General features: G+C 34.2%; 23 protein-coding genes. 12 read left to right on the top strand and 11 right to left on the bottom strand.

Features of this window, described 5'->3' with window-relative positions:
- The 3 genes from ubiE to AABL85_RS11085 all read right to left on the bottom strand — a co-directional run bounded on the left by ubiE (position 1) and on the right by AABL85_RS11085 (position 2,959).
- Positions 1–729, bottom strand: coding sequence for a bifunctional demethylmenaquinone methyltransferase/2-methoxy-6-polyprenyl-1,4-benzoquinol methylase UbiE (gene ubiE / locus AABL85_RS11095; protein ID WP_286415523.1), 729 nt, complete (start codon positions 727–729; stop codon positions 1–3).
- 165 nt (positions 730–894) lie between these two features.
- Complete coding sequence (locus AABL85_RS11090; protein ID WP_286415524.1) at positions 895–1,455, bottom strand: GNAT family N-acetyltransferase; 561 nt, start codon at positions 1,453–1,455, stop codon at positions 895–897.
- A gap of 55 nt (positions 1,456–1,510) precedes the next feature.
- Positions 1,511–2,959, bottom strand: a complete 1,449-nt coding sequence (locus tag AABL85_RS11085) for an alanine/glycine:cation symporter family protein (RefSeq protein ID WP_286415525.1) — start codon at positions 2,957–2,959, stop codon at positions 1,511–1,513.
- Positions 2,960–3,246: 287 nt separating this feature from the next.
- Here AABL85_RS11085 and AABL85_RS11080 point away from each other — a divergent pair, with 287 nt between their 5' ends.
- Positions 3,247–3,738: a DinB family protein gene (locus AABL85_RS11080; RefSeq protein WP_341310123.1), complete on the top strand. Its 492-nt coding sequence runs from the start codon at positions 3,247–3,249 to the stop codon at positions 3,736–3,738.
- A gap of 64 nt (positions 3,739–3,802) precedes the next feature.
- Here the strand turns inward: AABL85_RS11080 and AABL85_RS11075 are convergent, their stop codons facing one another.
- The 4 genes from AABL85_RS11075 to AABL85_RS11060 all read right to left on the bottom strand — a co-directional run bounded on the left by AABL85_RS11075 (position 3,803) and on the right by AABL85_RS11060 (position 8,790).
- On the bottom strand, positions 3,803–4,330 hold the full coding sequence (locus AABL85_RS11075; RefSeq protein ID WP_006257253.1) for an inorganic diphosphatase: 528 nt from the start codon (positions 4,328–4,330) through the stop codon (positions 3,803–3,805).
- 83 nt (positions 4,331–4,413) lie between these two features.
- Positions 4,414–6,903, bottom strand: coding sequence for a DUF5686 and carboxypeptidase-like regulatory domain-containing protein (locus tag AABL85_RS11070; protein WP_286415527.1), 2,490 nt, complete (start codon positions 6,901–6,903; stop codon positions 4,414–4,416).
- A gap of 72 nt (positions 6,904–6,975) precedes the next feature.
- Positions 6,976–7,953: a pyruvate dehydrogenase complex E1 component subunit beta gene (locus AABL85_RS11065; RefSeq protein ID WP_006257250.1), complete on the bottom strand. Its 978-nt coding sequence runs from the start codon at positions 7,951–7,953 to the stop codon at positions 6,976–6,978.
- A gap of 291 nt (positions 7,954–8,244) precedes the next feature.
- Positions 8,245–8,790, bottom strand: a complete 546-nt coding sequence (locus tag AABL85_RS11060) for a GNAT family N-acetyltransferase (protein ID WP_341310122.1) — start codon at positions 8,788–8,790, stop codon at positions 8,245–8,247.
- A gap of 173 nt (positions 8,791–8,963) precedes the next feature.
- Between AABL85_RS11060 and AABL85_RS11055 the strand changes: the two genes are divergently transcribed.
- From AABL85_RS11055 to AABL85_RS11015, 9 genes are all read left to right on the top strand, one after another.
- Positions 8,964–9,800, top strand: a complete 837-nt coding sequence (locus tag AABL85_RS11055; RefSeq protein WP_341310121.1) for a helix-turn-helix domain-containing protein — start codon at positions 8,964–8,966, stop codon at positions 9,798–9,800.
- A 979-nt stretch (positions 9,801–10,779) separates the two neighbouring features.
- Positions 10,780–11,526, top strand: coding sequence for an electron transfer flavoprotein subunit beta/FixA family protein (locus AABL85_RS11050; RefSeq protein ID WP_041889054.1), 747 nt, complete (start codon positions 10,780–10,782; stop codon positions 11,524–11,526).
- 36 nt (positions 11,527–11,562) lie between these two features.
- Positions 11,563–12,531 carry an electron transfer flavoprotein subunit alpha/FixB family protein gene (locus tag AABL85_RS11045; RefSeq protein ID WP_341310120.1) on the top strand — a complete coding sequence of 323 codons (969 nt, stop codon included), beginning with the start codon at positions 11,563–11,565 and terminating at the stop codon, positions 12,529–12,531.
- Between the two features lie 90 nt (positions 12,532–12,621).
- The gene (locus AABL85_RS11040) at positions 12,622–13,254 is read left to right on the top strand and encodes a bifunctional nuclease family protein (protein ID WP_286415532.1); all 633 of its coding nucleotides are present in this window, start codon (positions 12,622–12,624) and stop codon (positions 13,252–13,254) included.
- A gap of 26 nt (positions 13,255–13,280) precedes the next feature.
- On the top strand, positions 13,281–14,105 hold the full coding sequence (locus tag AABL85_RS11035) for a thymidylate synthase (RefSeq protein ID WP_341310119.1): 825 nt from the start codon (positions 13,281–13,283) through the stop codon (positions 14,103–14,105).
- A 23-nt stretch (positions 14,106–14,128) separates the two neighbouring features.
- Complete coding sequence (locus tag AABL85_RS11030; protein ID WP_041889059.1) at positions 14,129–14,539, top strand: 2TM domain-containing protein; 411 nt, start codon at positions 14,129–14,131, stop codon at positions 14,537–14,539.
- Between the two features lie 4 nt (positions 14,540–14,543).
- Positions 14,544–15,029 (top strand): dihydrofolate reductase, encoded by a 486-nt coding sequence (locus AABL85_RS11025; protein ID WP_341310118.1) that lies wholly within the window; start codon positions 14,544–14,546, stop codon positions 15,027–15,029.
- Between the two features lie 11 nt (positions 15,030–15,040).
- Positions 15,041–15,907 (top strand): hypothetical protein, encoded by an 867-nt coding sequence (locus AABL85_RS11020; protein WP_341310117.1) that lies wholly within the window; start codon positions 15,041–15,043, stop codon positions 15,905–15,907.
- The gene (locus AABL85_RS11015) at positions 15,907–16,521 is read left to right on the top strand and encodes a deoxynucleoside kinase (protein ID WP_041889066.1); all 615 of its coding nucleotides are present in this window, start codon (positions 15,907–15,909) and stop codon (positions 16,519–16,521) included. Before AABL85_RS11020 ends, AABL85_RS11015 begins: the two co-directional genes overlap by 1 nt.
- 52 nt (positions 16,522–16,573) lie before the next feature.
- Here the strand turns inward: AABL85_RS11015 and AABL85_RS11010 are convergent, their stop codons facing one another.
- Entirely contained in the window at positions 16,574–17,035 is a 462-nt protein-coding gene (locus AABL85_RS11010) for an Lrp/AsnC family transcriptional regulator (RefSeq protein WP_006260563.1), read from the bottom strand.
- 414 nt (positions 17,036–17,449) lie between these two features.
- Between AABL85_RS11010 and AABL85_RS11005 the strand changes: the two genes are divergently transcribed.
- Both AABL85_RS11005 and AABL85_RS11000 read left to right on the top strand, forming a co-directional pair.
- Positions 17,450–20,566 (top strand): TonB-dependent receptor, encoded by a 3,117-nt coding sequence (locus AABL85_RS11005; RefSeq protein ID WP_341310116.1) that lies wholly within the window; start codon positions 17,450–17,452, stop codon positions 20,564–20,566.
- A 12-nt stretch (positions 20,567–20,578) separates the two neighbouring features.
- Positions 20,579–21,970, top strand: a complete 1,392-nt coding sequence (locus AABL85_RS11000) for a RagB/SusD family nutrient uptake outer membrane protein (protein WP_341310115.1) — start codon at positions 20,579–20,581, stop codon at positions 21,968–21,970.
- A gap of 151 nt (positions 21,971–22,121) precedes the next feature.
- Here the strand turns inward: AABL85_RS11000 and gldA are convergent, their stop codons facing one another.
- Genes gldA through AABL85_RS10985 form a run of 3 tightly spaced genes read right to left on the bottom strand, consistent with a single transcriptional unit; the run spans position 22,122 to position 24,291 of the window.
- Complete coding sequence (gldA, locus tag AABL85_RS10995) at positions 22,122–23,018, bottom strand: gliding motility-associated ABC transporter ATP-binding subunit GldA (RefSeq protein ID WP_341310114.1); 897 nt, start codon at positions 23,016–23,018, stop codon at positions 22,122–22,124.
- A 36-nt stretch (positions 23,019–23,054) separates the two neighbouring features.
- On the bottom strand, positions 23,055–23,444 hold the full coding sequence (locus AABL85_RS10990; RefSeq protein WP_041889082.1) for a DUF1634 domain-containing protein: 390 nt from the start codon (positions 23,442–23,444) through the stop codon (positions 23,055–23,057).
- Between the two features lie 4 nt (positions 23,445–23,448).
- Complete coding sequence (locus AABL85_RS10985) at positions 23,449–24,291, bottom strand: sulfite exporter TauE/SafE family protein (protein ID WP_286415540.1); 843 nt, start codon at positions 24,289–24,291, stop codon at positions 23,449–23,451.
- Positions 24,292–24,296 lie beyond the last annotated feature (5 nt).

Genomic DNA, 24,296 nt, shown 5'->3' with positions numbered 1-24,296 from the left:
TTATTTAGAAGATGAATATATCGTAGCAATTCCCATCGTTTGTGGAAGATGCTTTACATCTTTAAACCCAACTTTTCTTAAAATATTGTTTAAAGCTTCTCCAAAAGGGAAATTTTTTGCAGAGTCCGATAAATACTTATAGGCTTTTTGGTCCTTAGAGAACAATTTACCCATGAATGGCATCACATTCTGTGTATAGAAGAAATATCCTTGCTTAAATGGAAATTTAGTAGGAACAGAAGTTTCTAGAATAACGAAGATTCCTCCTGGTTTTAATACGCGAAGTATTTCTGATAATCCCTTTTCTAAGTCTTCGAAGTTTCGAATACCAAAACCTACTGTGATAGCATCAAAAGTGTTATCTTCAAATGGTAAATTTTCAGAGTCTCCCTGTACCATTTCTATTCTGTTATCTAGGTTTAGTGCTTTGATCTTTTGTTTACCTACTTCTAGCATTCCAGCTGATAAATCTAATCCAGTGATTTTAGCTGCCTCTGTTTTTGAAAGTAAAATAGCTAAATCTCCCGTACCAGTAGCAATGTCTAATATTGTATTTGGTTTTTGTTCAGATACTAATTTTAATACTTTGCGTCTCCATCCTTGATCAGTACCAAGAGAAATCATTCTATTTAAGTTATCATAATTGCCAGAAATAGTGTCAAACATTTGTTCGACTTGTTGTTTCTTGCCTAATTCAGATCCTTCGTATGGAGTAATATTTTTTGACATTGTATTTTATTTTTGACAAATATAATTATTAAAAGCTAAATGAGAAGTTTCGTTTTGTGTCAAAATGAAGAATAAATATTTTTTAAATAAGGAAGTAGATAAAGTCACGTTCAATTGTTTAAAAAAAGAAAACCTGAGCGTATGCTCAGGTTTGTCTGTATGAGATTAAATATACATGTGGTAGTATTCTCCACCTGCAAACTCTAATTGGTTTCCTTGTTTAAATCCTAATCGAGAATAAAGTTTCATCGCATTAGGGTTTTCTAAATCTACAATTAGTCCTACCTGTTTATGACCTTGTGACTTAGCATAGTCTACTGCATGTTTAAGTAAGTGACTTCCTACTCCTTTACCTTGTACTTTTGGAGATACAGCTACAGTATCTAAGTAGTATTCTCCACCAGCAGTTTCTGGTTCAGGTATCATGTCATTATTATATTGTTGCTTCATTAGCTCTAGTACAGGCTCTCTTAACGTGATGAAATCATCTCCGTTATATCCAGTAATAGAACCTACGATATCTCCCTCTTCATCTATCGCTACGAAAGTGTTTTCATAACTATATAAGTTACCTGGTTTACGGAACATAATAGTTAGAAAGTTAATAGCTTCTTCTATGTCTTCTTTTTGAATAAATGTGAAGACAATATCTTCCATTGCTTGTAGCATTAATTCTGGAACTACGTCGTAATCTTCTCTTTTTGCAGGTCTAATTGTATAATGCATTTTTCTTAATTTGAATTAGTACAAAGGTAAGAAAGTTTAAGAGAACTCTAGATTATTACTGATGTGCTCTTCGTTCATTTATTTTATCCCATTCTTCAGATGCATTCTCTATACCTATTTTATTAGGTTCGAATATAGGATCTTTTCCCTCTTTGCGTTGTGTTACATAATCTTTTAATGCTTTTAGAGCAGGCTTTCTTAAAATAAATATAGCAATGATATTAATCCACGCCATAGCTCCCACACCGATGTCACCGATTCCCCATGCTATGCTTGGTTCACTAGTAGAGGCAAAGAATACAATGCTTAATATGATGATACGCATTCCCCATCTAAGAACTATGTTTTTCTTTTTACTTAAGTACTCAAAGTTGGATTCAGCGATGAATACGTAAGACATAGCAGTGGTAATAGCAAAGAATGTTAGTGCTATAGCGATGAATTGAGAAGCGAATACAGGAAAATGTGTAGCTACAGCTTTTACCGTATACGCAGCTCCTGCTTCTACACCTGGCATATTTTCTACTATATAAGTTCCTGACTCATCTATCACATTATACGAATTCGTAAATAAGATCATTAAAGCTGTAGCTGTACATACGAATAGCGTATCTACATAAACAGAGAAAGCTTGTACTAATCCTTGTTTTACAGGGTGAGATGTCTCTGAGGCAGCAGCAGCATGTGGTGCTGTACCTTGCCCTGCTTCATTAGAGTATATCCCTCTTTTTACTCCCCATGCGATAGCAGCACCGAAGACTCCACTAAATGCTGATTCTAGATTGAAGGCTGATTTGAATATTAGAGCAAAGATGTGTGGCACTTCTTGTATATTTAATCCTATAATAAATATAGCCATTATGATATATGCACTTGCCATAAAGGGTACAATAACCTGAGCGATTAATCCCATTTTTTTGGCTCCACCAAATACTGCAAATCCTAAGAATAAACAAATACCAATCCCACTAACCCAAGTAGGGATAGAGAATGCAGAATGCATACTTACAGCGATACTATTACTTTGGATACTCGGTAAGAATAGACCACAGCTGATTAAGGTTACGATAGAAAAGAAGAGAGCAAATGCTTTGCTTTTCATTCCTTTTTCTATGTAGAAAGCCGGGCCTCCTACATATTGACCATTTTTATCTACTTTGTAAATCTGTGCTAATGTAGATTCTATAAAAGCAGATGCACTTCCTAAAAAAGCAATAGCCCACATCCAGAAGATAGCTCCAGGACCTCCTGCCGCGATAGCTGTAGCTACTCCTACAATATTTCCTACTCCTACACGCCCCGCGATAGCCATACTAAATGCTTGGAAGGGACTCACGCCTTTGTCAGAGGAACTTTCTGTAAAAAGTAATTTCACCATATGGCGAAAATATCTAATTTGTACAAAGCCTGTTGTGATTGTAAAATAAAGTCCTGCTAACAGACAGAGCGCGATAAAAATGTTAGACCAAATTAAGTCATTTAGTAATTTAATAGTTTCTTCCATTGTGTTGTGTGTGCTTATTGTTGTGTGTGTTTGTAGTACATCTTTTATTGTTAAGTAGAAATGTACTTGTTTTATATTTGTGGAAATTAAGAAAATTTTAAGTATTGAGTAGTGTTAAAATTGTCTTTTTTTAAATTTAAAATCATTCTTTGTAAAACTTACTATATTTATCAGCTTGTTTTGATGAAGTATTACTTTTTTGTATGTGAAAAATAGCGATAATTAAAGAAGGCATTTTTTAACTTTGAACAGACAAATAATTAGACGTAACATTAACTACAAATTGTATGGCACACACAGATTATATTCGTCGTTCAGATGGATTACCTTTAGAAGAGATTTTGTTGGCTCGTATCTCTATTGTCTTAGAGGTAATGGATAAAGTAACCTTACAGCATAAATGGGATTATGCTTATGCAGAAGGGAAGTGGACAGTAAAAGAATTGGTACAACACTTAATAGATTGTGAGCGTATATTTAGTTATCGTGCTTTACATATTGCTCGTCAAGATACTACTACTTTAAGTGGATTTGATGAGAACCTCTATGTAGATAATGCAAAAGGAGAGAATAAAAAGCCTCAAGACTTAATAGAAGAATATGTAACACTGATGAAAAGTGTGTACTACCAGTTCAAAGGTTTTACAACAGATGCGTTAGCTTTTAAAAATCAGATGGCTAATTATGTACTCTCTGTAGAAGAGATAGGAAGGCTTAACTATGGACATACCTTACATCATCTAGAGATTTTATCAGATAGATATTTAGATAAAGAGTAGTTAAGGAGAGAGTAGATATAAAATAAAATAGCCACTCTTATGAGTGGCTATTTTATATATGTTATTAGTAACGGATGCTGAATAAACCTTCAGCTTTGTTTTCTAATTTTTCAAAACGCTCAGTACATTCTTTGATTAATTGAACAGCAGCTGCTTTATCTCCAAAACCATCAGTAGTAACTGTTTTGTTTTCTAAGTCTTTGTATACTTTGAAGAAGTGTTCTACTTCTTTTTTGAAGTGTTCGTTTACATCTTGAATATCGTTTAATTTATTCATGATTGGGTCAGATACAGGTACACATAAGATTTTTTCATCTTGTCCTTTATCATCAGCCATATAGAAAACACCTACAGGTTTTACCTCTACTACCATTCCTGGAAGAGATGGCTCAGTGAACATTACAAGTACGTCTAGAGGGTCTCCATCTAAAGCTAATGTTTCAGGAATAAATCCGTAATCAGCTGGATATCTCATGTTAGAATATAAAAGACGGTCAAAACGCAATCTTTTTAAATCAAAATCATACTCATATTTGTTTCTGCTGCCTGCTGGAATCTCAACAAATGCATCAAAAGTTTCGAATGTATTCATATTTTTTTATTTAAATCTTATTTCTAAAAATCGTGTGCAAAAGTACTCTAATTACTTGTTTATAACAAGTTTTAGATTAATTATTAGAAATAAATTCCGAAAGATCCTCTAATGGCAAACTTTCTAGCATCTGGCATATCTAGGTAATTCCCTCTCCAACTTAGATCCAGTCTAAAGATTTTAAATATATTACCTACACCGATATAATATTCATAATACACATCACTAGGAGCCTTGTATTGAAGTCCTGATGCATTTAAGTCTATATTCTCTTGTGACACCTTTCCGTATATTCCTCTAACTCCTACGATTTCACGTAAATTGAAATCTCTTAACCATGGAATACGTGAGAATAGACGACCACCAAAATTGTGCTCTAAATGCAATGATGCATATTGATCTGTAACAAATTCATAATAGTTTAAGTTAGCAAACGTATTTTCTATATTAAACCACGATTGGTTACCTGGTACAACACTTAATAGTCCTAAAGGTACTTCTCCGAATGTCTTTCCTGCTTCGAATGTAGGTGTCAGTGTACCAAAGCCTCCTAATAATAAAGGTTTTCTAGCATAGAATTGAACTTTTTTATACTCGAAGTCACTATCTATTACACCTTTGAACCCTTGTGTATATTTTAAGAACATACGTAGATATTTTTTATCTACATCCGTTCTATCTACACCGTATCCTATTGTTTTTCGTTTAGGTGTATACTCAGCAGTTAGGTTAAATTCAGACTGTTTTGTTTCGTTGGCGATGATATTATTCTCTTTATCCTCATAGTAGTCTAGGTTAAATAAGTCTGATGCTGCTCTTAGTGTTCTATAATTAAATGAAGTACTAAACTTTAAGTTCTTGACAGGTTCTATCTCTAGACCTACTGTAGAAAGATTAATTTTAGTCAACTTAGTATTATCTCCACTCGCAAATAAGGAGTTTGAAGCAAAGCTTCTTCCTAACACATCATTGGTCTCTGTAAGACTTACACCTATCTGTTCTATATCTCTACGGTTTCCTCCGAATAAGATTAATCTACTATCGTTGTGCAATAGTACTTTAGCACTGATACCGTATTTAAACTGGTTGTCTTTAAATCCGTATGCTCCATATCCTTCTAATCTCCATTTGTCATTTGGACCAAAGTAAGTTCTCCCTCCAGCGCGCAAACGAAGCCCTTCTATGTCGTTATAACCAAATGTAGAGAAGATAGGCCCGTAGTCAAATTTGTACTTATCGATATTGTAATAGTTACTCGCTATAGTAGACGATAGGTCAAATAGGAATTTAAACTTAGGTACTGTTTTTAACGTATCTAGCATCTTATAGATTCCTAGTTCGTCTTTACTTAATGATTCAAAGCGATAGCTTTTCCAGAAGTCTTCATCTCTTTTATAGATTCCTTCATCATATACATTCACATTCTTTTGATAGAATTCATCAGGATGCTCTATGTCAAATTTGTGATGTTTATAGATAGAAGTACGTTTACCATATACTCCTTTTGACTTTTCTCTTTTAGAAAGGGCAAAGTCAGACATAAAGTGATCTTTGGTCAATAAGAATACAGAGTCGTTTAGTACATCGAACTCTTGCTCTATATAGATTTCTTTTACCCAGTTAATATTCGCATCTCTACTCGCTTCCATATTGATCTTCTTGATCGCGAATGTAGAGTCGTTTACCCAGAAGTCTCCTTTGAATGTTAGTTCTCCTTTACGTCTAGGGTAGTACACGATATTAAAGCACCACTTATCATCTATATAAGCACTATCGGCTAGTACATAGTTATATACATTAATACCTGTACGAGATAATGGACTGACAAAGTCTTTATCGAATATCTTGATATAGTTGTTATAGATATTATACTCAGCGTATAGATCTTTAACGAACTCGATGATATGTTGATTCGTATCAAAACCTGAGTTTTTGTTCCCTAAGGTTTTTTCTATTTTCTTACCATTTCTATTATCACCATATACCTGACCTATATTTTCATTGATAAAAATAGGTAGGTAAGTCTTACCAGTAATGCGGTTAGTATCTATCTGTTCGAAGATAAACTCCATACCTCTGAATAATTTTTTCTTTTGGTATGCGCTATCTATACTGTTCAAATCAAATTCTACTTTTTCGTATTTATCATACTCATACTGAGAGAACATGTATAAACCATTTTTGCGTTTACGCTCCCATATTTTACGTAGAATATCTAAGGCAGGGTTATTCTTCTTAGAAGTTTTACCAGCATAGATTTTAACTTCATCTAAGGTGTTGTCATCTTGTAGAATGACTTTTAGATCTAGATTCGTTTTTCCCTCTAGCGGAATTTCAAGTGTTTTATAACCAACGAAAGATACGACTAGGGTAGTATAGGTCTTAGCAGACTCTAAATAGAACTTACCAGATTCATTAGCAATAACCCCGTCAGTAGAGTTTTTAAAGTAAACGCTAGCAAATGGTACCTCTAAGTTGTTTTCGTCAATTATTTTCCCACTTACTTTGGTTTGTCCCCAACTAAATACCGAAACGAGTAGAAATAGTAATAAAAACTTAACTTTATTTTTCATAGCAGAGTAGTATTCATAAAAAAAGACTCCATCTTAGCATAAGATGGAGCCTTTCAAATATACGTTAATTTTTTATTTATAAAGTACTTTTTTTACAGCTTTCACTACATCGTTAGCGTTAGGTAGCCACTCTTGTAGTAATACTGGAGAATATGGAGCTGGTGTATCAGCAGTCGTGATTCTTTGGATAGGAGCATCTAAATGATCAAATGCTTGCTCTTGTACCATATAAGTAATTTCTGAAGAAATACTTCCGAATGGCCAAGCCTCCTCTAGAATTACTAGACGGTTTGTTTTCTTAACAGACTTAAGAATAGCCTCTTGATCTAATGGACGTACAGTACGTAAGTCAATAATCTCACAAGAGATACCTTCTTGAGCTAATTCGTCAGCAGCTTTATAAGCTTCTTTGATGATTTTACCAAAAGAAACGATAGTTACATCAGTACCTTCTCTCTTAATATCAGCTACTCCTAATGGGATAGTGTATTCTCCTTCTGGCACTTCACCTTTATCACCATACATTTGCTCAGACTCCATGAAGATAACAGGGTCATTATCACGGATAGCCGCTTTTAATAATCCTTTACAGTCATATACGTTAGATGGTACTACTACTTTTAATCCAGGTACGTTAGCATACCAGTTTTCAAAAGCTTGTGAGTGAGTTGCACCTAATTGTCCTGCAGATGCAGTAGGTCCACGGAATACGATAGGAATATTAAATTGACCACCAGACATCTGACGCATCTTAGCAGCGTTATTTATAATTTGGTCGATTCCTACTAAAGAGAAGTTGAAAGTCATAAACTCAACGATAGGACGGTTACCATTCATTGCAGATCCAACTGCAATACCAGCAAATCCTAACTCAGCAATCGGAGCATCGATAACACGTTTTGGACCGAATTCGTCCAACATACCTTTAGAAGCTTTATAAGCACCGTTATATTCAGCTACTTCTTCACCTATTAAATATATTGATTCGTCGCGACGCATTTCTTCGCTCATCGCTTCACACACGGCCTCTCTAAATTGAATCGTTCTCATAATTTTCTATTTTGTGTAATTAATTTACGAAAGCAAAAATAGGAAAAAATATCTTTATCTTGAGTATCTGTTTTATTGTTTTATAGGTTTTAATCTTATGTAACCTCTTTTATTATATTTTTTATACCCTACTTTATTTCTGATTTACAATTCTTTAATATTATAGACCTTTAGCTGAAGGTGTTGTAGTATTTTAGCTTTTATAGTCTATAGCCGTATCGTAGAGATATTCTAATAATGATACTAATCGGTTTAATAACAATTAGCTCTCTTATATAAGAGAGCTAATTGTTATTTTTGAGTCTGTAACCAGTCTTCGTATTTTAACCTAGTGATTATCTCGATGCGATCGTCTTTAAAGTATTTGTCATATCTGTTTTCTGATTTATAAGCAAAGGTAAATCCACACTTAGATTGTGCACGTAGTGATTTTGTGTTTTCTTCATAGAATCCGCACCACAGGTCTATCATTTTGAGATCTACGAATGCGTGTTTGATTAATCTATTAAGCGCTTCTGGGATATAGCCTTTGCCCCAATGTGGTACACCTACCCAATAGGCTACTTCTGCTTCGTTTTCTGAAATATCGAAGTTGCTATTCTCACCGATTAATAAACCGATACACCCTATCGCTTCATTGGTGTCTTTTAGAGCTACGGCGTATATCTCAGGGTGTGCAAATTCGTTTTGGATAACCGCTTTACTTTCTTCTATACTTTTGTGCGCAGGCCAACCTGCTGGTGGACCGACCTGTTCGTCTTTTGCATATAAATATAAACTCTCTGCATCTGACTCTTCCCAAGGGCGCAAAATCAATCTTTCTGTTTCTAGTCTCATCTTCTTTTCATTTTGTGTACTCCTGTTTTTTGTTTGTAAGAGTACTTATTATTATTCTGATGCAAAAGTAGGTGGATGACTAGAATCTGAGTGTATGATTATTTTAGAAGAAAATGTATTTTTAGAAACTAAATTTGTTTATTTGTATTGTATTATAGTTTTAATGTGTGTTTATGAAAAGTGTTTTGATGGATCTAAAAGACCGTATTACTTTTAGCTTTGGGGTTGATTATGGTGTTAGTGATCAGGATACGTTGAATCCTTATCCTGTGACTATACCTTATTTGACTTTCTTTTTTGTAGAAATAGGTAATGCAGTGATAAGTGTAGATTTTAAAGATTATGTACTGAGTCGAGGGAGCCTTATCATCGTAGGGGAAGATAATATAATTACTTTCAGAGAGGTGTCAGTAGATTTTAGAATGCACTGTTTTTTGATTCAACGTGATTTTGCTAGTGAGATTGCTTATGTACTACCAAACGAATTGTTTAGTTATTTACATTATTTTCCAGTACAGTACTTTACAGAAGAGAACGTAGTGATCTATAATCACTGGCATTCATCATCTCTTTATATTATGGAGTGTACCTCTCTTCATACCAGAAGAATGTTGTGTAATCAATTCCAAACTTTGTTTTTGAGCTTATCAGAGCAGGTTAACTATGATGAATTAATTATTGAGAAACACTACAGTAGACAAGAAGAACTGTGTTGGAAGTTTTGGGATCTTATCACTCATCATGCTAAGGTACATAGAGATGTGGCGTTCTATGCAAATGAGTTGTTTATCACTCCTTATTACTTATCACAAATTACGCAGCAGTTTTTGAACTATAGTCCTAAAGAGCTTATTAATAGACAAGTAGTCTTAGAGATTAAACATTACCTCCGCAATACGGATTTGAACATTAGCCAAATAGCCGAGCAATTAAACTTTCAAGACCCTTCTTATATGGGGCGTTTCTTTAAGCGTGAGACAGGGATGAATCCTTTAGAGTTTAGGAGATAGACTTACTGTTTTTTAGTTTATATCTATATTATAGGATTGTAGTTAGATTATATAGTGCTGTCTTAGCCAAATACTGTAATTAGAAATGTCTATGTTCTCTCTGATTATTATTAGATTTTTCAAGAGGGATAGTTGCTAGTCTTTATATTATTAATTTTTTTTGTCTACATTTTTTTCTCTTAATCTTATCCTTTTAGAGCTTGTAGTGAAGCTGTTTTGTACTGTAGTAGTTGATTTTTTTATTTATGATAGCCTTATACCCTCTTTAAAATCAATTTATAGTAAAAAAGAGAGGACATTTTTTTTCTTTATTTTTACTATATTTAATACCTAATTTGTTGATATTTAATTGTTTTTGATTGTAAAGATTTTTAATGAGGTAGATATACATTAGTTTTAAAGCCAGTATATATAAGGCTTTGTGCCTTCTTCTTCAACAGTTCGTCAAGACTTCTCCATGATTGCTCTAGTTTGAAGGTTGTTTGTTGAAGAAATCTTGAAGAAGTGTTGTAGCGGTGTTGAAGAAGCGGATTGAGCTATTAAATTGTTTAAAAGGGAGAATGTTCTTCTTAGATAACTATTATAAGGAAAACGATAATAGTATTATAAGCGTAGAATTAAATTTGAATATGCCTGTATTAATGGTAGAATTCTGTTTGAGGGTCAAGAGAGGACGCCAAGAGATAAAAATATTATTTAACCAAATTCGTGTTAATTCTTTTGCTAAAAGAGTTGTTGTTTAAAGAGAAATAATAGGATAAGTACAGGGGTATATCTACCATAAATAAGAAAGAAAAAGTTTGTAATTCAATAGAATTAGAGGTTCTGAGGTATTAAAAAAGGGTTGGTGTAGAAGTTTGTTAATTAGAATCTATTTAAATAAGGTTAATAATTTTATATGCATGCATAGTAAAATATCAAAAATAAATTCTTATTTTCGTTCGGTAAGTAAATGTGAAACACAAAAAACGATATAAAAATGAAAATATTAGTTTGCATCAGTCATGTGCCTGATACTACTTCAAAAATCAACTTCACGAATGGAGATACAACATTTGATACAAACGGAGTACAGTTTGTAATCAATCCTAATGACGAGTATTCTTTAACTAGAGCTATCTGGTTCAAAGAGAAGCAAGGAGCTACAGTTACTGTAGTGAATGTAGGTGGACCTGATACTGAAGCTACATTGCGTAAAGCATTAGCTATCGGAGCAGATGAGGCTATTCGTGTGAATGCTAATCCTACTGACGGAATGTTCGTAGCAAAACAATTAGCAGAAGTAGTAAAAAATGGAGGTTTTGACTTAGTATTAGCAGGTAAAGAATCTTTAGATTATAATGGTGGAATGGTACCAGGAATGCTAGCAGCATTCTTAGGATATGATTTCGTAAACTCATGTGAAGGGTTAGAGGTAGAAGGTACTTCAGTGAAAGCGATTCGTCAGATAGATGGTGGTAAAGAAACTATCTCTGGAAAATTACCACTTGTAATCGGTGGACAAAAAGGAATAGTAGATGAAAAAGACTTGCGCATACCTAATATGCGTGGTATTATGTCAGCTAGAACAAAAGCATTAGCTGTAGTAGAACCAGTAGGAGCAGAAGCAACTACTAAAGATGTGAAATTCGAAAAACCAGCTCCAAAATCAGCTTGTAAAATGATTTCACCTGATAACATTGATGAGTTAATCAACTTGTTACACAACGAGGCAAAAGTTATCTAATTTCATTTATTTGTAAACCTTTAAAAAAGAAGAATTATGTCAGTTTTAATATATGCTGAATCAGCAGAAGGAAAATTTAAAAAAGTAGCATTAGAGTTAGCTTCTTATGCTAAGAAAGTAGCAGAGTCATTAGGAACAACTGTGACGGCTGTAACGATCAATGCTTCAGACGTAAGCGAATTAGGAAAATACGGTGTAGATAAAGTATTAAAAGTATCTAACGATAAGTTAGCTAACTTTAATGCTAAAGCTTATGCAGATGTAATCAAACAAGCAGCTGCTAAAGAAGGAGCTAAAGTAGTAGTATTATCTTCTACAACAGATAGTTTATACGCTGCTCCATATGTAGCAGTAGCTCTAAACGCTGGATATGCTTCTAACGTGGTAGCTTTGCCAGAGAGTACTTCTCCTTTTGTAGTAAAAAGAAACTCTTTCTCTACTAAAGCATTTACGCATACAGAATTAACTACAGATGTAAAAGTATTAGCATTAGCTAAGAATTCTTACGGATTAGTAGAGGCTTCTGGAGCTGCAGCAGCTGAGGATTTTGCACCATCGTTAAACGATGCTGACTTCAGCCTAAAAGTAGAAGGAGTAGAAAAAGTATCAGGAAAAGTAACTATCGCTGATGCTGATGTAGTAGTATCAGGAGGTCGTGGATTAAAAGGACCAGAGAACTGGAAGATGATCGAAGACTTAGCAGACGTATTAGGTGGAGCATTAGCTTGTTCTAAGCCTGTATCTGACTTAGGATGGAGAAGTCATGAAGAGCACGTAGGACAAACAGGTAAGCCTGTAGCTGCGAACTTATATATCGCTGTAGGTATCTCTGGAGCTATCCAACATATCGCAGGGGTGAACTCTTCTAAAGTAAAAGTAGCTATTAATACAGATGCAGAAGCGCCTTTCTTTAAAGTAGCTGACTATGGTATCATAGGGGATGCATTCCAAGTAGTACCTCAATTAGTAGAGAAATTAAAAGAATTTAAAGCAAAGAATGCATAAGCATTTTATAAGCTTTTAAATATATAAGGCAACTAAGACGAAGAATATTTATATCTTTGTTTTAGTTGCTTTTTTTGTATAAAAATAATTATGAGTTTAATAAAATTAACGGTAAGCGGAATCTCTTATAGTCATACACAGAATGGTGCGTATGCACTTATATTAGAAGAAGAGGTAGGAAGTAGAAAATTGCCTATCGTAATAGGAGCTTTTGAGGCTCAGTCTATTGCGATAGCGATAGAGGATGATATTAAACCACCTAGACCTCTGACTCATGATCTGTTTAAGACTCTAGCAGATCGATACAGTATCATAGTCAAAGAAGTTATTATTAACAGACTATTAGATGGAGTTTTTTACTCAAGCTTAGTTTGTGTAAGAGATGGTGTAGAGGAGACGATAGATGCGCGTACTTCAGATGCGATAGCATTAGCGATACGCTTTTATGCACCTATTTATACTTATAAAGATATCTTAGATAGAGCAGGTATTATTCTTAATGCTGAGGAGATAGAAGAGGAAGAGGAGACAGAAGACCAGAAAGTTCCTTATTCTGGAGAAGATATTGCTTCTCAGGTAGAACAGTTTTTAGAAGAGGAAGCGAAGGCTAATGATTACTCTAGCTATACTAAATCTGATTTAGAGAAAATGCTAGATGATGCTCTATCAAGTGAGGACTATGAAAGAGCTGCCTTGCTAAGAGATGAATTAAATAAAAGATAATAAACCTATATATAGACAACACAACAATGAAACAATACTTAGACTTAGTACAGCAAGTACTAGATAACGGAACACAAAAAGGAGATCGTACGGGGACAGGAACGAAGAGTATATTCGGTCATCAGATGCGATTTGATTTATCAGAAGGATTTCCTTTGGTTACAACTAAGAAAGTACATTTAAAGTCTATTGTATATGAGTTGTTATGGTTTTTAAACGGAGATACGAATATTAAGTATCTCAGCGAGAATGGCGTGCGTATATGGGATGAGTGGGCTGATGATAACGGTGATCTAGGTCCTGTGTATGGATATCAATGGAGAAACTGGAATGGAGAAGGGATAGACCAGATAAAAGAGGTGATAGATACACTGAAGAATAATCCTAATAGTAGACGTATAATGGTGTCTGCATGGAATCCTAGTGTGATGCCTGATACTTCTGTTTCTTTTGCAGAGAACGTTGCTAATGGTAAGGCGGCATTACCTCCATGTCATTCATTCTTTCAGTTCTATGTAGCAGATGGTAAACTGTCTTGTCAGTTATATCAGCGCAGTGCAGATGTATTCTTAGGGGTGCCTTTTAATATTGCTTCTTATGCATTATTAACGATGATGGTGGCTCAGGTATGTGATCTAGAAGTGGGTGATTTTATCCATACATTCGGGGATGTACATATCTATAACAACCATATAGAGCAGGTAACACTACAGTTAAGTAGAGAGCCAAAACCATTGCCTCGCATGATAATAAATAAAGAAGTAAAAGATATATTTAATTTTAAATACGAAGATTTTACACTTGAAGGATATGATCCTCATCCTGCTATAAAAGGACAAGTGTCTGTATAAACAGAATAATAAAAATATTGCTTATGAAAAGAGATGAATCTTACGAAATGTATGAATATGCACGCAAGCGATTAAAACAAAGAAAGATGTTATTCTTTCACTTTGTAGTATTTGTTTTAGGAAGTATTGCCATGTTTTGTTTTAACGGCTTAGTTCAAGACCAGACTACAGTTACGATTTGGTGGCCGTATGCTATCGGGATATGGGCATTGTTAGTATTCTTACACGCTGTGAATGTGTTAATCGTAGATCGCTTTATGGGGAAGCGATGGGAGGATAAGCAAGTAAGACGTTTAGTAGAACTACAAGAACAACGTATCAAAGAATTAAGAGCAAAAGTAGAGAAGGATTTTCCATTAGTGGATACACAGAGAGATTTAGCACAAATCCAACAACCTACTCCTACTAGCTCACCAGAATTAGATAAAAAATAAATATATGCTGACACTGATCGCTGCAGCTGCAGAGAATAATGCTTTAGGTAAAGACAATGATTTGTTATGGCATTTGCCAGATGACTTTAAACACTTTAAGGATTTAACGTCTCACCATTTTATTATTATGGGAAGAAAGACGTTTGAATCTTTTCCAAAACCTTTGCCTAACCGTACGCATATTATCATTACCCGTCAAGAAGATTATGATGCGCCTGCGGCATGTATCGTAGTGAATAGTTTAGAAAAGGCTTTAGATTTAGTTACAGAGCAAGAGGAGACTTTTGTTATAGGAGGAGGAGAAATTTATAATTTAGCACTTCCTTTTGCGGATAAGATAGAGTTAACTCGTGTACATACAGTATTAGAGGCAGATGCTTTTTTTCCTGTTCTAGATCCTAAAGAGTGGAAATTAGTCAGAGAGGAATTTCATGATAAAGATGCGAGACATCAGTATCCTTTTACCTTTTTGACATATATCAAAAGTTAAAAAAGTAAGTTATGAAAAAGATGTTTTCTTGTTTAATTATCGCTTTAGTAGGAGTTTTGGGCTATGCTCAGGAATCTTCTAAAACAATATCTCAAAAAAAAGAGAGTGTTGTGAATGATGAGCCAATCGCCATTAAGGATACTTTACGTCTAAAGTTTCAGAATAATGAAAATGTAGGTAAGGATATGCAGTTTTTAGGTAAAGATATCTATGACAGTACTTATCTAAAAGATGGAGATGTTTTTCGAAAAAACACTAAATATAGCGGTACTTCTTATAAGAGTAAGAACTTCGATTCTCTTACGCTAATCGATATTACTAACCCACTAGAGTTGATGCTTTTTTATAAAGAAAAGAAAGCCTTTGTATTAGTCAATAGAGAATTAGCAGAACGCAATGTTATCGATTTAGGGGTTAAGTTTCCGACTATGGAGACAAGCTTTGCAGGGGTGAGTACTAAGCGTAATTATTGGTTAGTGAATGAGCGCAACAGATCAGTGAATTTGTACAACAGTGTTACTTATGAGCTACACCGCGTGTTTACTTTTCCAGAAGAAGCTAAGATTAAACAATATTTGACTCTGCCTCATCTGTTCTTTTGGGTAGATGAAGAGAACGTATTACATGGGAATGACCTAGTCGGTAAAGAGGTTGTTACGTATAATCTAGAGGATGGATATGATTTAATACAAATATTAGAGATAGATAAATTACTTTATTCTTATAAAGATAAATTATACTTTGTTGATTTAAAAGCAAATAAGACTTCTGTTCTAGATACAAAAGAAAAAAGCATTTCAGGCTTCTTTTATGGCAATCAAAAATTGAGTATTTTTGACGGACAGAAATTAAATAATTACTTTATAAAATTACCGTAATGCATATAGCTATTGCTGGAAATATAGGCGCAGGAAAGACTACGCTTACGAATTTATTAGCCAAACACTATGGGTGGGAACCTCACTATGAGGATGTAGTAGATAATCCTTATCTAGATGACTTCTACCACCAGATGGACAGATGGTCTTTTAACTTACAAGTGTATTTTTTAAATAGCCGTTTTCGTCAAGTTTTACAAATTAGACAAAGTGGTAAGACGATTATCCAGGATCGTACAATCTATGAAGACGCACATATCTTCGCGCCAAACTTACACGCAATGGGCTTAATGTCTAATCGTGATTTTCAGAACTACTCTTCTTTATTCGAATTGATGCAAGAGTTGGTAGGGGCTCCAGATTTGTTAATCTATTTGAGAAGCTCTGTACCTAACCTTGTAGGACAAATCCAAAAGAGAGGAAGAGATTATGAAAACTCTATTTCTATTGAGTATTTAAATAAATTAAATGAACGATATGAAGAGTGGATTAGAGGGTATGACAAAGGGAAGTTATTGATTATCGATGTAGATAATTTGGATTTCGTGGAAAACCCAGAAGATTTAGGAAACGTAATTAATAAAATAGATGCTGAGATAAACGGTCTGTTTTAGAGTTAATATAGAATAAAGGAAAGCCCTGATATCATTTGATATCAGGGCTTTTTTATAAAGGAATATTAGAAGTCTTTTTGATCGTCTGAATTACAAAAGAGCTTTTGATATTAGAGATAATCTCCAGTTTAGAGATCTTGTGTACTACGAATTGTTGATAGGCTTGTACGTCGTCAACTAATAACTTTAAAAAGAAGTCATAGTCCCCTGCTATATAAGAAGCTTCTAATACTTCGTCTAAACCCTTTACATACTTTTCAAATTCTTCGAATAGACTTTCTTGATGTCTGATCAGTATGACTTGACAGTATACGATTAGTTTTTTTCCTAATAGATCTGGGTTAAGTTGAGCAGTGTACCCTTGAATAATACCTGTTGCTTCAAGCTTTTTTATTCGTTCGTGTACTGGTGTGAGTGATAAGTTTACTTTCTCTGCTAGCTGTTTTGTCGATTGTTTTCCGTCTAATTGAAGTTCGATTAGTAATCTTTTATCAATTTCGTCTATATGTTGCATAGTTAATTTTTCTGTTTAATGAAGTTTAGGTTATATAAAAGTAATGCTTTTTTCTTTTAAGTGTGTCTATTGTAGATGTTTTTTCCTTAATTATAGATCTATTGTAGAAAAAATATTTATGTGTATATCTTTGCACTGTTATATCAGATAAAAAATAAGTAAATGAAGATTATACAAAAGATAGTAAAACCTATTTCTAAATTATGTAGTACGCCTGTTCTTGCTAAAAACTTCTCTATGTGTATGGGGGAGATGTGTGTGCTCTTATGTGAAGAAAAGCTTTATTAATTTTTTGTTTTAATAACAGAAAAGGAGGCTTTGGTAGAGCCTCCTTTTTTTGTATCGTTTTTTTAAGCAGCAAAAAAACGATAGGTAATGTGTGTGCTGCTAAAAATAATAAAATTTTTAGTATAAATGAAAAGTATTAAACTTCGGCTACTAATAAGTAGCTTGCTACTGCTGTGTAATCTGGCTTTAGCACAACAAGTAACTGTGACAGGTGTGGTAAGTGAGCAGGGGGGATTCTCTCTACCTGGAGTCTCAGTTATCGTTAAAAATTCTACTAAAGGAGTACAAACAGATTTAGATGGTAAGTATGCTATCGATGTAAATGAAGGTGATGTGCTTCAGTTCGAATATGTAGGATTTAAACCTCAGTCTATCACTGTGACGAAGCAGCGTGTAGTGAATATTAGCTTAGCAGAGGACGTGATAGGTTTAGACGATATCGTAATCGTGGCTTATGGTGCTCAAAAACAAAAAGCTGTAGTAGGTGCGATTAGTCAGATCAAGAGTGATGCTCTAGATAAGCAAGTGTCTACTTCTGTAGTATCTGCACTACAAGGTACAGTAGCAGGAGTGAATATCATAAACTCTAACTCTCAACCTGGAGAGAGCCCTACAATACGCATTCGTGGTATCGGTTCTATCAATGCATCAGCAGATCCATTAATTATATTAGATGGGGCTCCGTATTCAGGATACATCAGCTCAATAAGTGCAGACCAGATAGAAAGTATCAACGTGCTGAAAGATGCGTCTTCTACAGCCTTATATGGTTCTCGTGGAGCTAATGGAGTAATCTTGATTAAAACAAAAATGGGGAAGCTAAATAGCCAACCTGACGTGAATATCAAGTTGAGTTCAGGAGTAGCATTCGACGCTGTGAAAACACATAAGGTATTAGATACTCGTGGGTATACACAGTATCTGTGGGAAGCTAGAAAGAATAACTATCAGTATGTGTTAGGGCAAGATGAAGATACAGCGCGTAGAACGGCTTCAGATGGGTTAGTGAGTTACTTTGGTTATAACCCATTTGGAACAGATCAACCTGTGGATTATAATGGTAATTGGACAGTTAAAAACCCGTTGTTATGGGAGACAGACTGGAAAAAAGAGTTACAGAGAAACCAAGCGTTTAGAAATGAATACAATTTTAATGTAGCAGGTGGAGGTGATCGTACGACATATTTCCTTTCTGGTAATTATTTAAATCAAGATGGAATGATCAAGACTTCTAACTTTGAACGTACGACAGTTCGTCTTAATATAGAAAGTCAAGTGACGGATTGGTTACAATTAGGAGCTAATACAGCATACTCAGCTTCTAATCAAAACTTCCCTACACAAAGCGGAACTAATCTTTATAGTCCAATGAATTGGATATATGCTATGCCTAGTGTCTATCCTGTTTACAAAAGAGATTTAAATGGGCAAAGAGTATATGATGCTGAAGGAAGTCTAATCTATGACTATGGTAATGCATCTAGTAAAGATATTAATAGTGTTCGTCCTATCATGAGTGGTGAGAATGCAGTAGGGATATTACAAAATAATAGTACTGTAAATAGACGATCTACAACGAGCTGGAATGGTTTTGCTAAGTTAGATTTGGCAGAGGGATTATATTTTAGAACCAATCTGTCTTATGAAAAATATGACTATGATAATAAAGAGTACAACAACTCACAATACGGTCAGGCTTCTAGTGTGAATGGGCGTGTACTTAGATACAAGGATACGTCAGAAACATTGAATTTTATTAATGCATTACACTACGATAAGACATTAGGAGAGCACCATATAGCAGTAGATGGTATCTATGAGGCTTATAAGTTTAAGAAAGACTTTTTTAATGCTTCTACTACAGGATTCTTACCTGGTAATACAGAGATAGGGAGTGGTACATCATTAGAGGGGATTAATGGATATGATGTAGAGGATAGATTGACTAGTTATTTAGGACGATTAAGTTATGACTATGCAAACAAGTACTTTATAGAAGGATCGTTTAGACGTGATGCAAGTACTCGTTTTGATAAATCTGTTCGAAAAGGGAACTTCTATTCGGTAGGAGGGTCTTGGATAGTGTCATCTGAGGATTTTTTAATAGACAATAATACTATTGATTTATTAAAACTACGAGTTTCTTATGGTGAGCTAGGGAATAATAATATCACAGGTAAGTACTTTCCTTACTTAAGATTATTTGATACAGGCTATAATCAGTTAGATAATCCGGGAGTTATATTAGGTGATTTAGCAGATCCATATTTGACATGGGAAAAAACAGCTTCGTTCAATGCGGGTATTGATTTTAGTTTGTTTAATAATAGAATAGAAGGATCTGTAGATTATTATAAAAAGCGTTCTATTGATTTATTGTTTGCTATTCCACAAGCTCCTTCTACAGGTAATTTAGAGATATTATCTAATGCTGGAACAATAGAAAACTATGGATTAGAGGTAAGTTTGACTTCTCATAATATACGTTCTGGAGATTGGAAATGGGATACTTCACTTAACTTCTCTATTGATAGAAATAAGATTAAATCATTGACACAAGACAGTTTTATTAGTGGATTAAATAGATGGGCAGAAGGTCGTTCTCTCTATGATTTCTATTTAAGAGATTGGGCAGGTGTAGATCCTAATGATGGATATGGAATGTGGTATAAGGATGTAGTAGATACAGATGGTCAAGTGACAGGAAGAGAAACTACAAAGGACTATAATGAGGCAACGCGTTACTATAATAAATCTGCTCTACCAAAACTAGTAGGGGGATTTAATACAGCTTTATCTTATAAAAACTTTGATTTTAGTGCATTCTTTAATTTTAGTTTAGGAGGTTATATTTATGACAATGATTATTCAGGGTTAATGAATGGTATGTCTACAGGATATCAAAGTTCACCTGATATAGGTAATCGTTGGCAAAAACCTGGTGATATTACGGACACCCCTATACTTATTAATTCTACAAATAATTTTGCAGCCACATCTACTAGATTCTTATATAAGAATGATTATTTAAGATTAAAGGCTGTGACACTAGGATATACATTACCTATCGAGAGTTTGGGTAAGTTTAAATTAAAACAAGCAAGAGTGTATGTACAAGGAGAGAACTTATTGACTTTCCAGTCACATAAAGGTATCGATCCGGAACAAGCAATAAACGGTGTGACTAACTATCGTGTGCCTTTATCAGCTACCTTATCAGTAGGTTTAAATATTAATTTTTAAAAGAGTAAATACGTGATAAAATCAATAATAAAGAGTATTGTAGTAATGTTATTCATTAGTGCAGTTACAGGTTGTTCATCAGATTTTTTAGATGATCCACAGCCAAAAGATAGTATATCTCCAGAAGTAGTATTTGGGAGTAAGGAGGGAGCTACTTCATTTTTGTCAGGAATATTGAGGTTACAAAGAATGTCATTAATTAATGATGAAGCATCAGGTCTACATAGTATTTTATTTGCTCGTAGTGTAAAAGGGGCAGATCTAATACAAAAACAGATTTGGTTTGGAGCTGATTATGACTATCAAGTGTATTTAAGTACAGGGACTAGATCTAAGTTCTCATGGCGATTGCCTTATAAGATCATAGACCAAGTAAATAATTTTATTCAAGGCGTAGAGGAGAGTACAAAGATTAGTAAAGAAGACAAAGATGAGTTATTAGGTCAGGCTCTAGCTCTTAGAGGTTATTATTATTTTCAATTAGCAATAGAGTTTGGAGAAGCTTATTTGGCAAATCAGCAAGGTGAGTTTCCTCCTATTTATGTAAAATCGAGTACTACACCTAGTCCTTTTTCTACTAAGGAAGAGTTTTTTGGAAGAATAGTAAAAGACTTGGAAGAAGCTTCATCTAGACTAGGAGACACTAGATTAAATAAATCATATATCAATAAATCAGTAGCTCAAGCTTTTTTGGCACAAGTATATCAATACATGGGTAAATGGGATTTAGCGAAAAAAAATGCAAATGAAGCATATGGAGGAAATATACATAAAGTATTAAATGCAGAAGAATATAGTAAAGGCTTTGATAGCATGAGTGCAGCTGAATGGTTGTGGGCATTGCCTCAGAGTGCTGATCAAACAGTGTATTACCGCTCTCATCCTCATGCGATGATGGATCACGTAGCGGTAGCTTATCACGGGACATTCATAAACGATCAGTTCGTAAAAAATTTTAGTTCTACAGATGTGCGAAACTTGTTTAGTAATTTTTATGAGAAGCCTAAAGGAGATTGGCAAGAGTATGTGACTTCTAAGTTTAAATTCACATTCGAAGCAGATTTACCCGTTATTAGATATCCTGAATTGGTATTAATAGAAGCTGAAGCAGAATATCATTTAGGAAACGAAGGAAAGTCAAAAGAGATCTTAGATGTAATTCGTTTAAATAGGGATACACAAGCTAAAGTTACAAGTGCTACAGGAACAGCGTTACTTGATGTAATTTTATTAGAAAGAAGAAAAGAATTATATGGAGAGTGCGGAGTAGAGTGGTTCGATGCTAAGCGATTATTAAGAGGGATCACTCGTACAGGTAATCACAGAACTGTAATATCTCTTCCTGCACAGGATAAACGCTTTCAGTTAGTCATTCCTCAAGAAGAGTTAGATGCTCGTAATTAATTGAACATTTATTTTTAAAAAAAGTATCCATTTTAGAATGGTATTTGGTTGTTGTTTTTAGTTAGCGTAAGAGGTTGTCATTCGTGACAACCTCTTTTTTTGTGTGGGTTGAGGTATAAAAAAAAACACCTCTACTAAGAGGTGTTTTTGCTTATTGTGTAATCTCTCTAAAGAGACTTTCTAGATTTTTGTTTTTTACTTGCATGGATAGTGTTTTAAGTCCATTCTCTTGAGCGAAGTCATATACAGTAGGTCTATAATCATTATCTATAGGGAATACTAATTCCCACTGTGTGTCATGAATGTGATTAGCACGGATAAGGTTAGGGATTCTATCTATAAACTGAACCTCTATTTTAAAGTCAAACTCAACAGCTATTATCTGTTCATTTTGATTTTCTAACATAGCAGAAAGCATTTGATCTGATACTATTTGTCCTTTTTTGATAATAATCACACGGTCACAAATAGCTTCTACTTCTTGCATAATATGTGTCGAAAGAAATACTGTCTTATCCTTACCTATGTTTTTAATTAGCTCTCTAATTTCTACTAATTGATTAGGATCTAATCCTGTGGTAGGTTCATCTAAGATAAGTACCTCTGGATCGTGAAGAAGAGCAGTGGCTAATCCTACACGCTGTCTATATCCTTTCGATAATTCACCTATTCGCTTATGCGCTTCAGGTGTTAGACCTGTTAAGTTAATTACTTCGTCAATTCTACTTTTAGCTACTTTATAAATATCAGCATTGAACTGTAAATACTCTCGCACATACATCTCTAAATACAGTGGATTGTGTTCTGGTAAATAACCTATAGAGCGCTGTACATTTCGCTGTTCTGTCTCTACGTTAAAGTCATTGACATAAGCTTGACCTTCATCACTGTGAATGTATGTCGTTAGAATCTTCATTAGTGTAGACTTACCTGCCCCATTAGGGCCTAAAAAGCCAGCTATTTGACCTTTTGGGATAGAGAAACTAATACTGTCTAAGGCTTTTTGTTCGCCATAAAACTTGCTTATATTTTTAACCTGTAGTGACATTATCTTGATTTATATGATAGTAACAAAAGTATATATTTAATGTGAAAATCCGAAAGAAACACTGAATACAATAATACCTATTACAATCAATGTGATAAATACATATAACCAATCTTTCTCTAAGAAAAACGATAAAAGTGATAGAAATATTCTAAGCACAGGTGTTAAAAATAAAAGTAATATCCCCAAGAAGATAATAGACTCCCCATCTACCTGGGCTACACCTGATAAAATATTGTTTATAACGTTGATTATATTATCGTCTTTCTCTATAAAATTAGTGAAGTTTACTTGTTCACTTCCTTTACTAGAAAAAAGAATAATGCCTCCTATACCAGCAACAGATAGTGCAGTCCATACTCCATATCGCAGTACATTACCAATTATAGATTGTAAGTCTGTATCTGAAAATTTAGTTGTTCCCATAATCTTATATATTACCCATTACACCATTGTAAATCATATTAATCGCTAAAGCTAAAATTAGAAAAGCAAAGAATACTTTTAGTTTTTTAGGGTTAGCTTTTAGAAGTACTTTGGCTCCTACCATTGCCCCAACTAATACACCTATTATTACAGGCATACATATAGAGGGTTCTATATATCCTTTTTGGATATAGATAACAGAACTAGCAATAGCTGTTACTCCCATCATAAAATTGCTTGTTGTAGTAGATACTTTAAAAGGAATCTTCATAATAGAGTCCATAGCAATTACTTTAAAAGCACCTGAGCCAATACCTAAAAGCCCAGACATCATTCCTGCAATCCCCATCATACTAAAACCTCCAATGATATTCTTCATACCATATTTTACAGTGGTACCACTAGGGGTGGGATATGTACTTACTAGTTTTAAGTTATGAGCAAGTTTACTTGAGTTCTCAGGAGTAACCAAGTGATCTTCTTTTTTTCGAAGAGAATTGATAGAAGAAAAAGTAAGGGTTAATCCAAAAATAACTGCTAGGACAGAAGTATTCGCATTGGTAGAGATGATAGCTCCTATAACTGCTCCTGCAGTAGTAGCTATTTCTAGAAACATTCCTAATCTCATATTGGTAATTCCTTCTTTGACATAGGCTGAAGCTGATCCTGAAGAAGTTGCTATTACAGCAACTAAGGCAGTTCCAATAGCATAATGCATATCAACACCTAAGAATACAGATAACAAAGGAATGATTATTATACCGCCTCCTAGTCCTGATAAAGAGCCTATGAAGCCTGCTGCAAATGCTCCTAAGAACATGATCAGCGTGAAAGTTAATAAGGTCATTTTTT

Source organism: Myroides odoratimimus (assembly GCF_038039805.1).
GTDB lineage: Bacteria > Bacteroidota > Bacteroidia > Flavobacteriales > Flavobacteriaceae > Flavobacterium > Flavobacterium odoratimimum_B.
The sequence above is the reverse complement of the archived record's forward strand: the minus strand, read 5'-3'. Positions and strand labels throughout refer to the sequence as shown.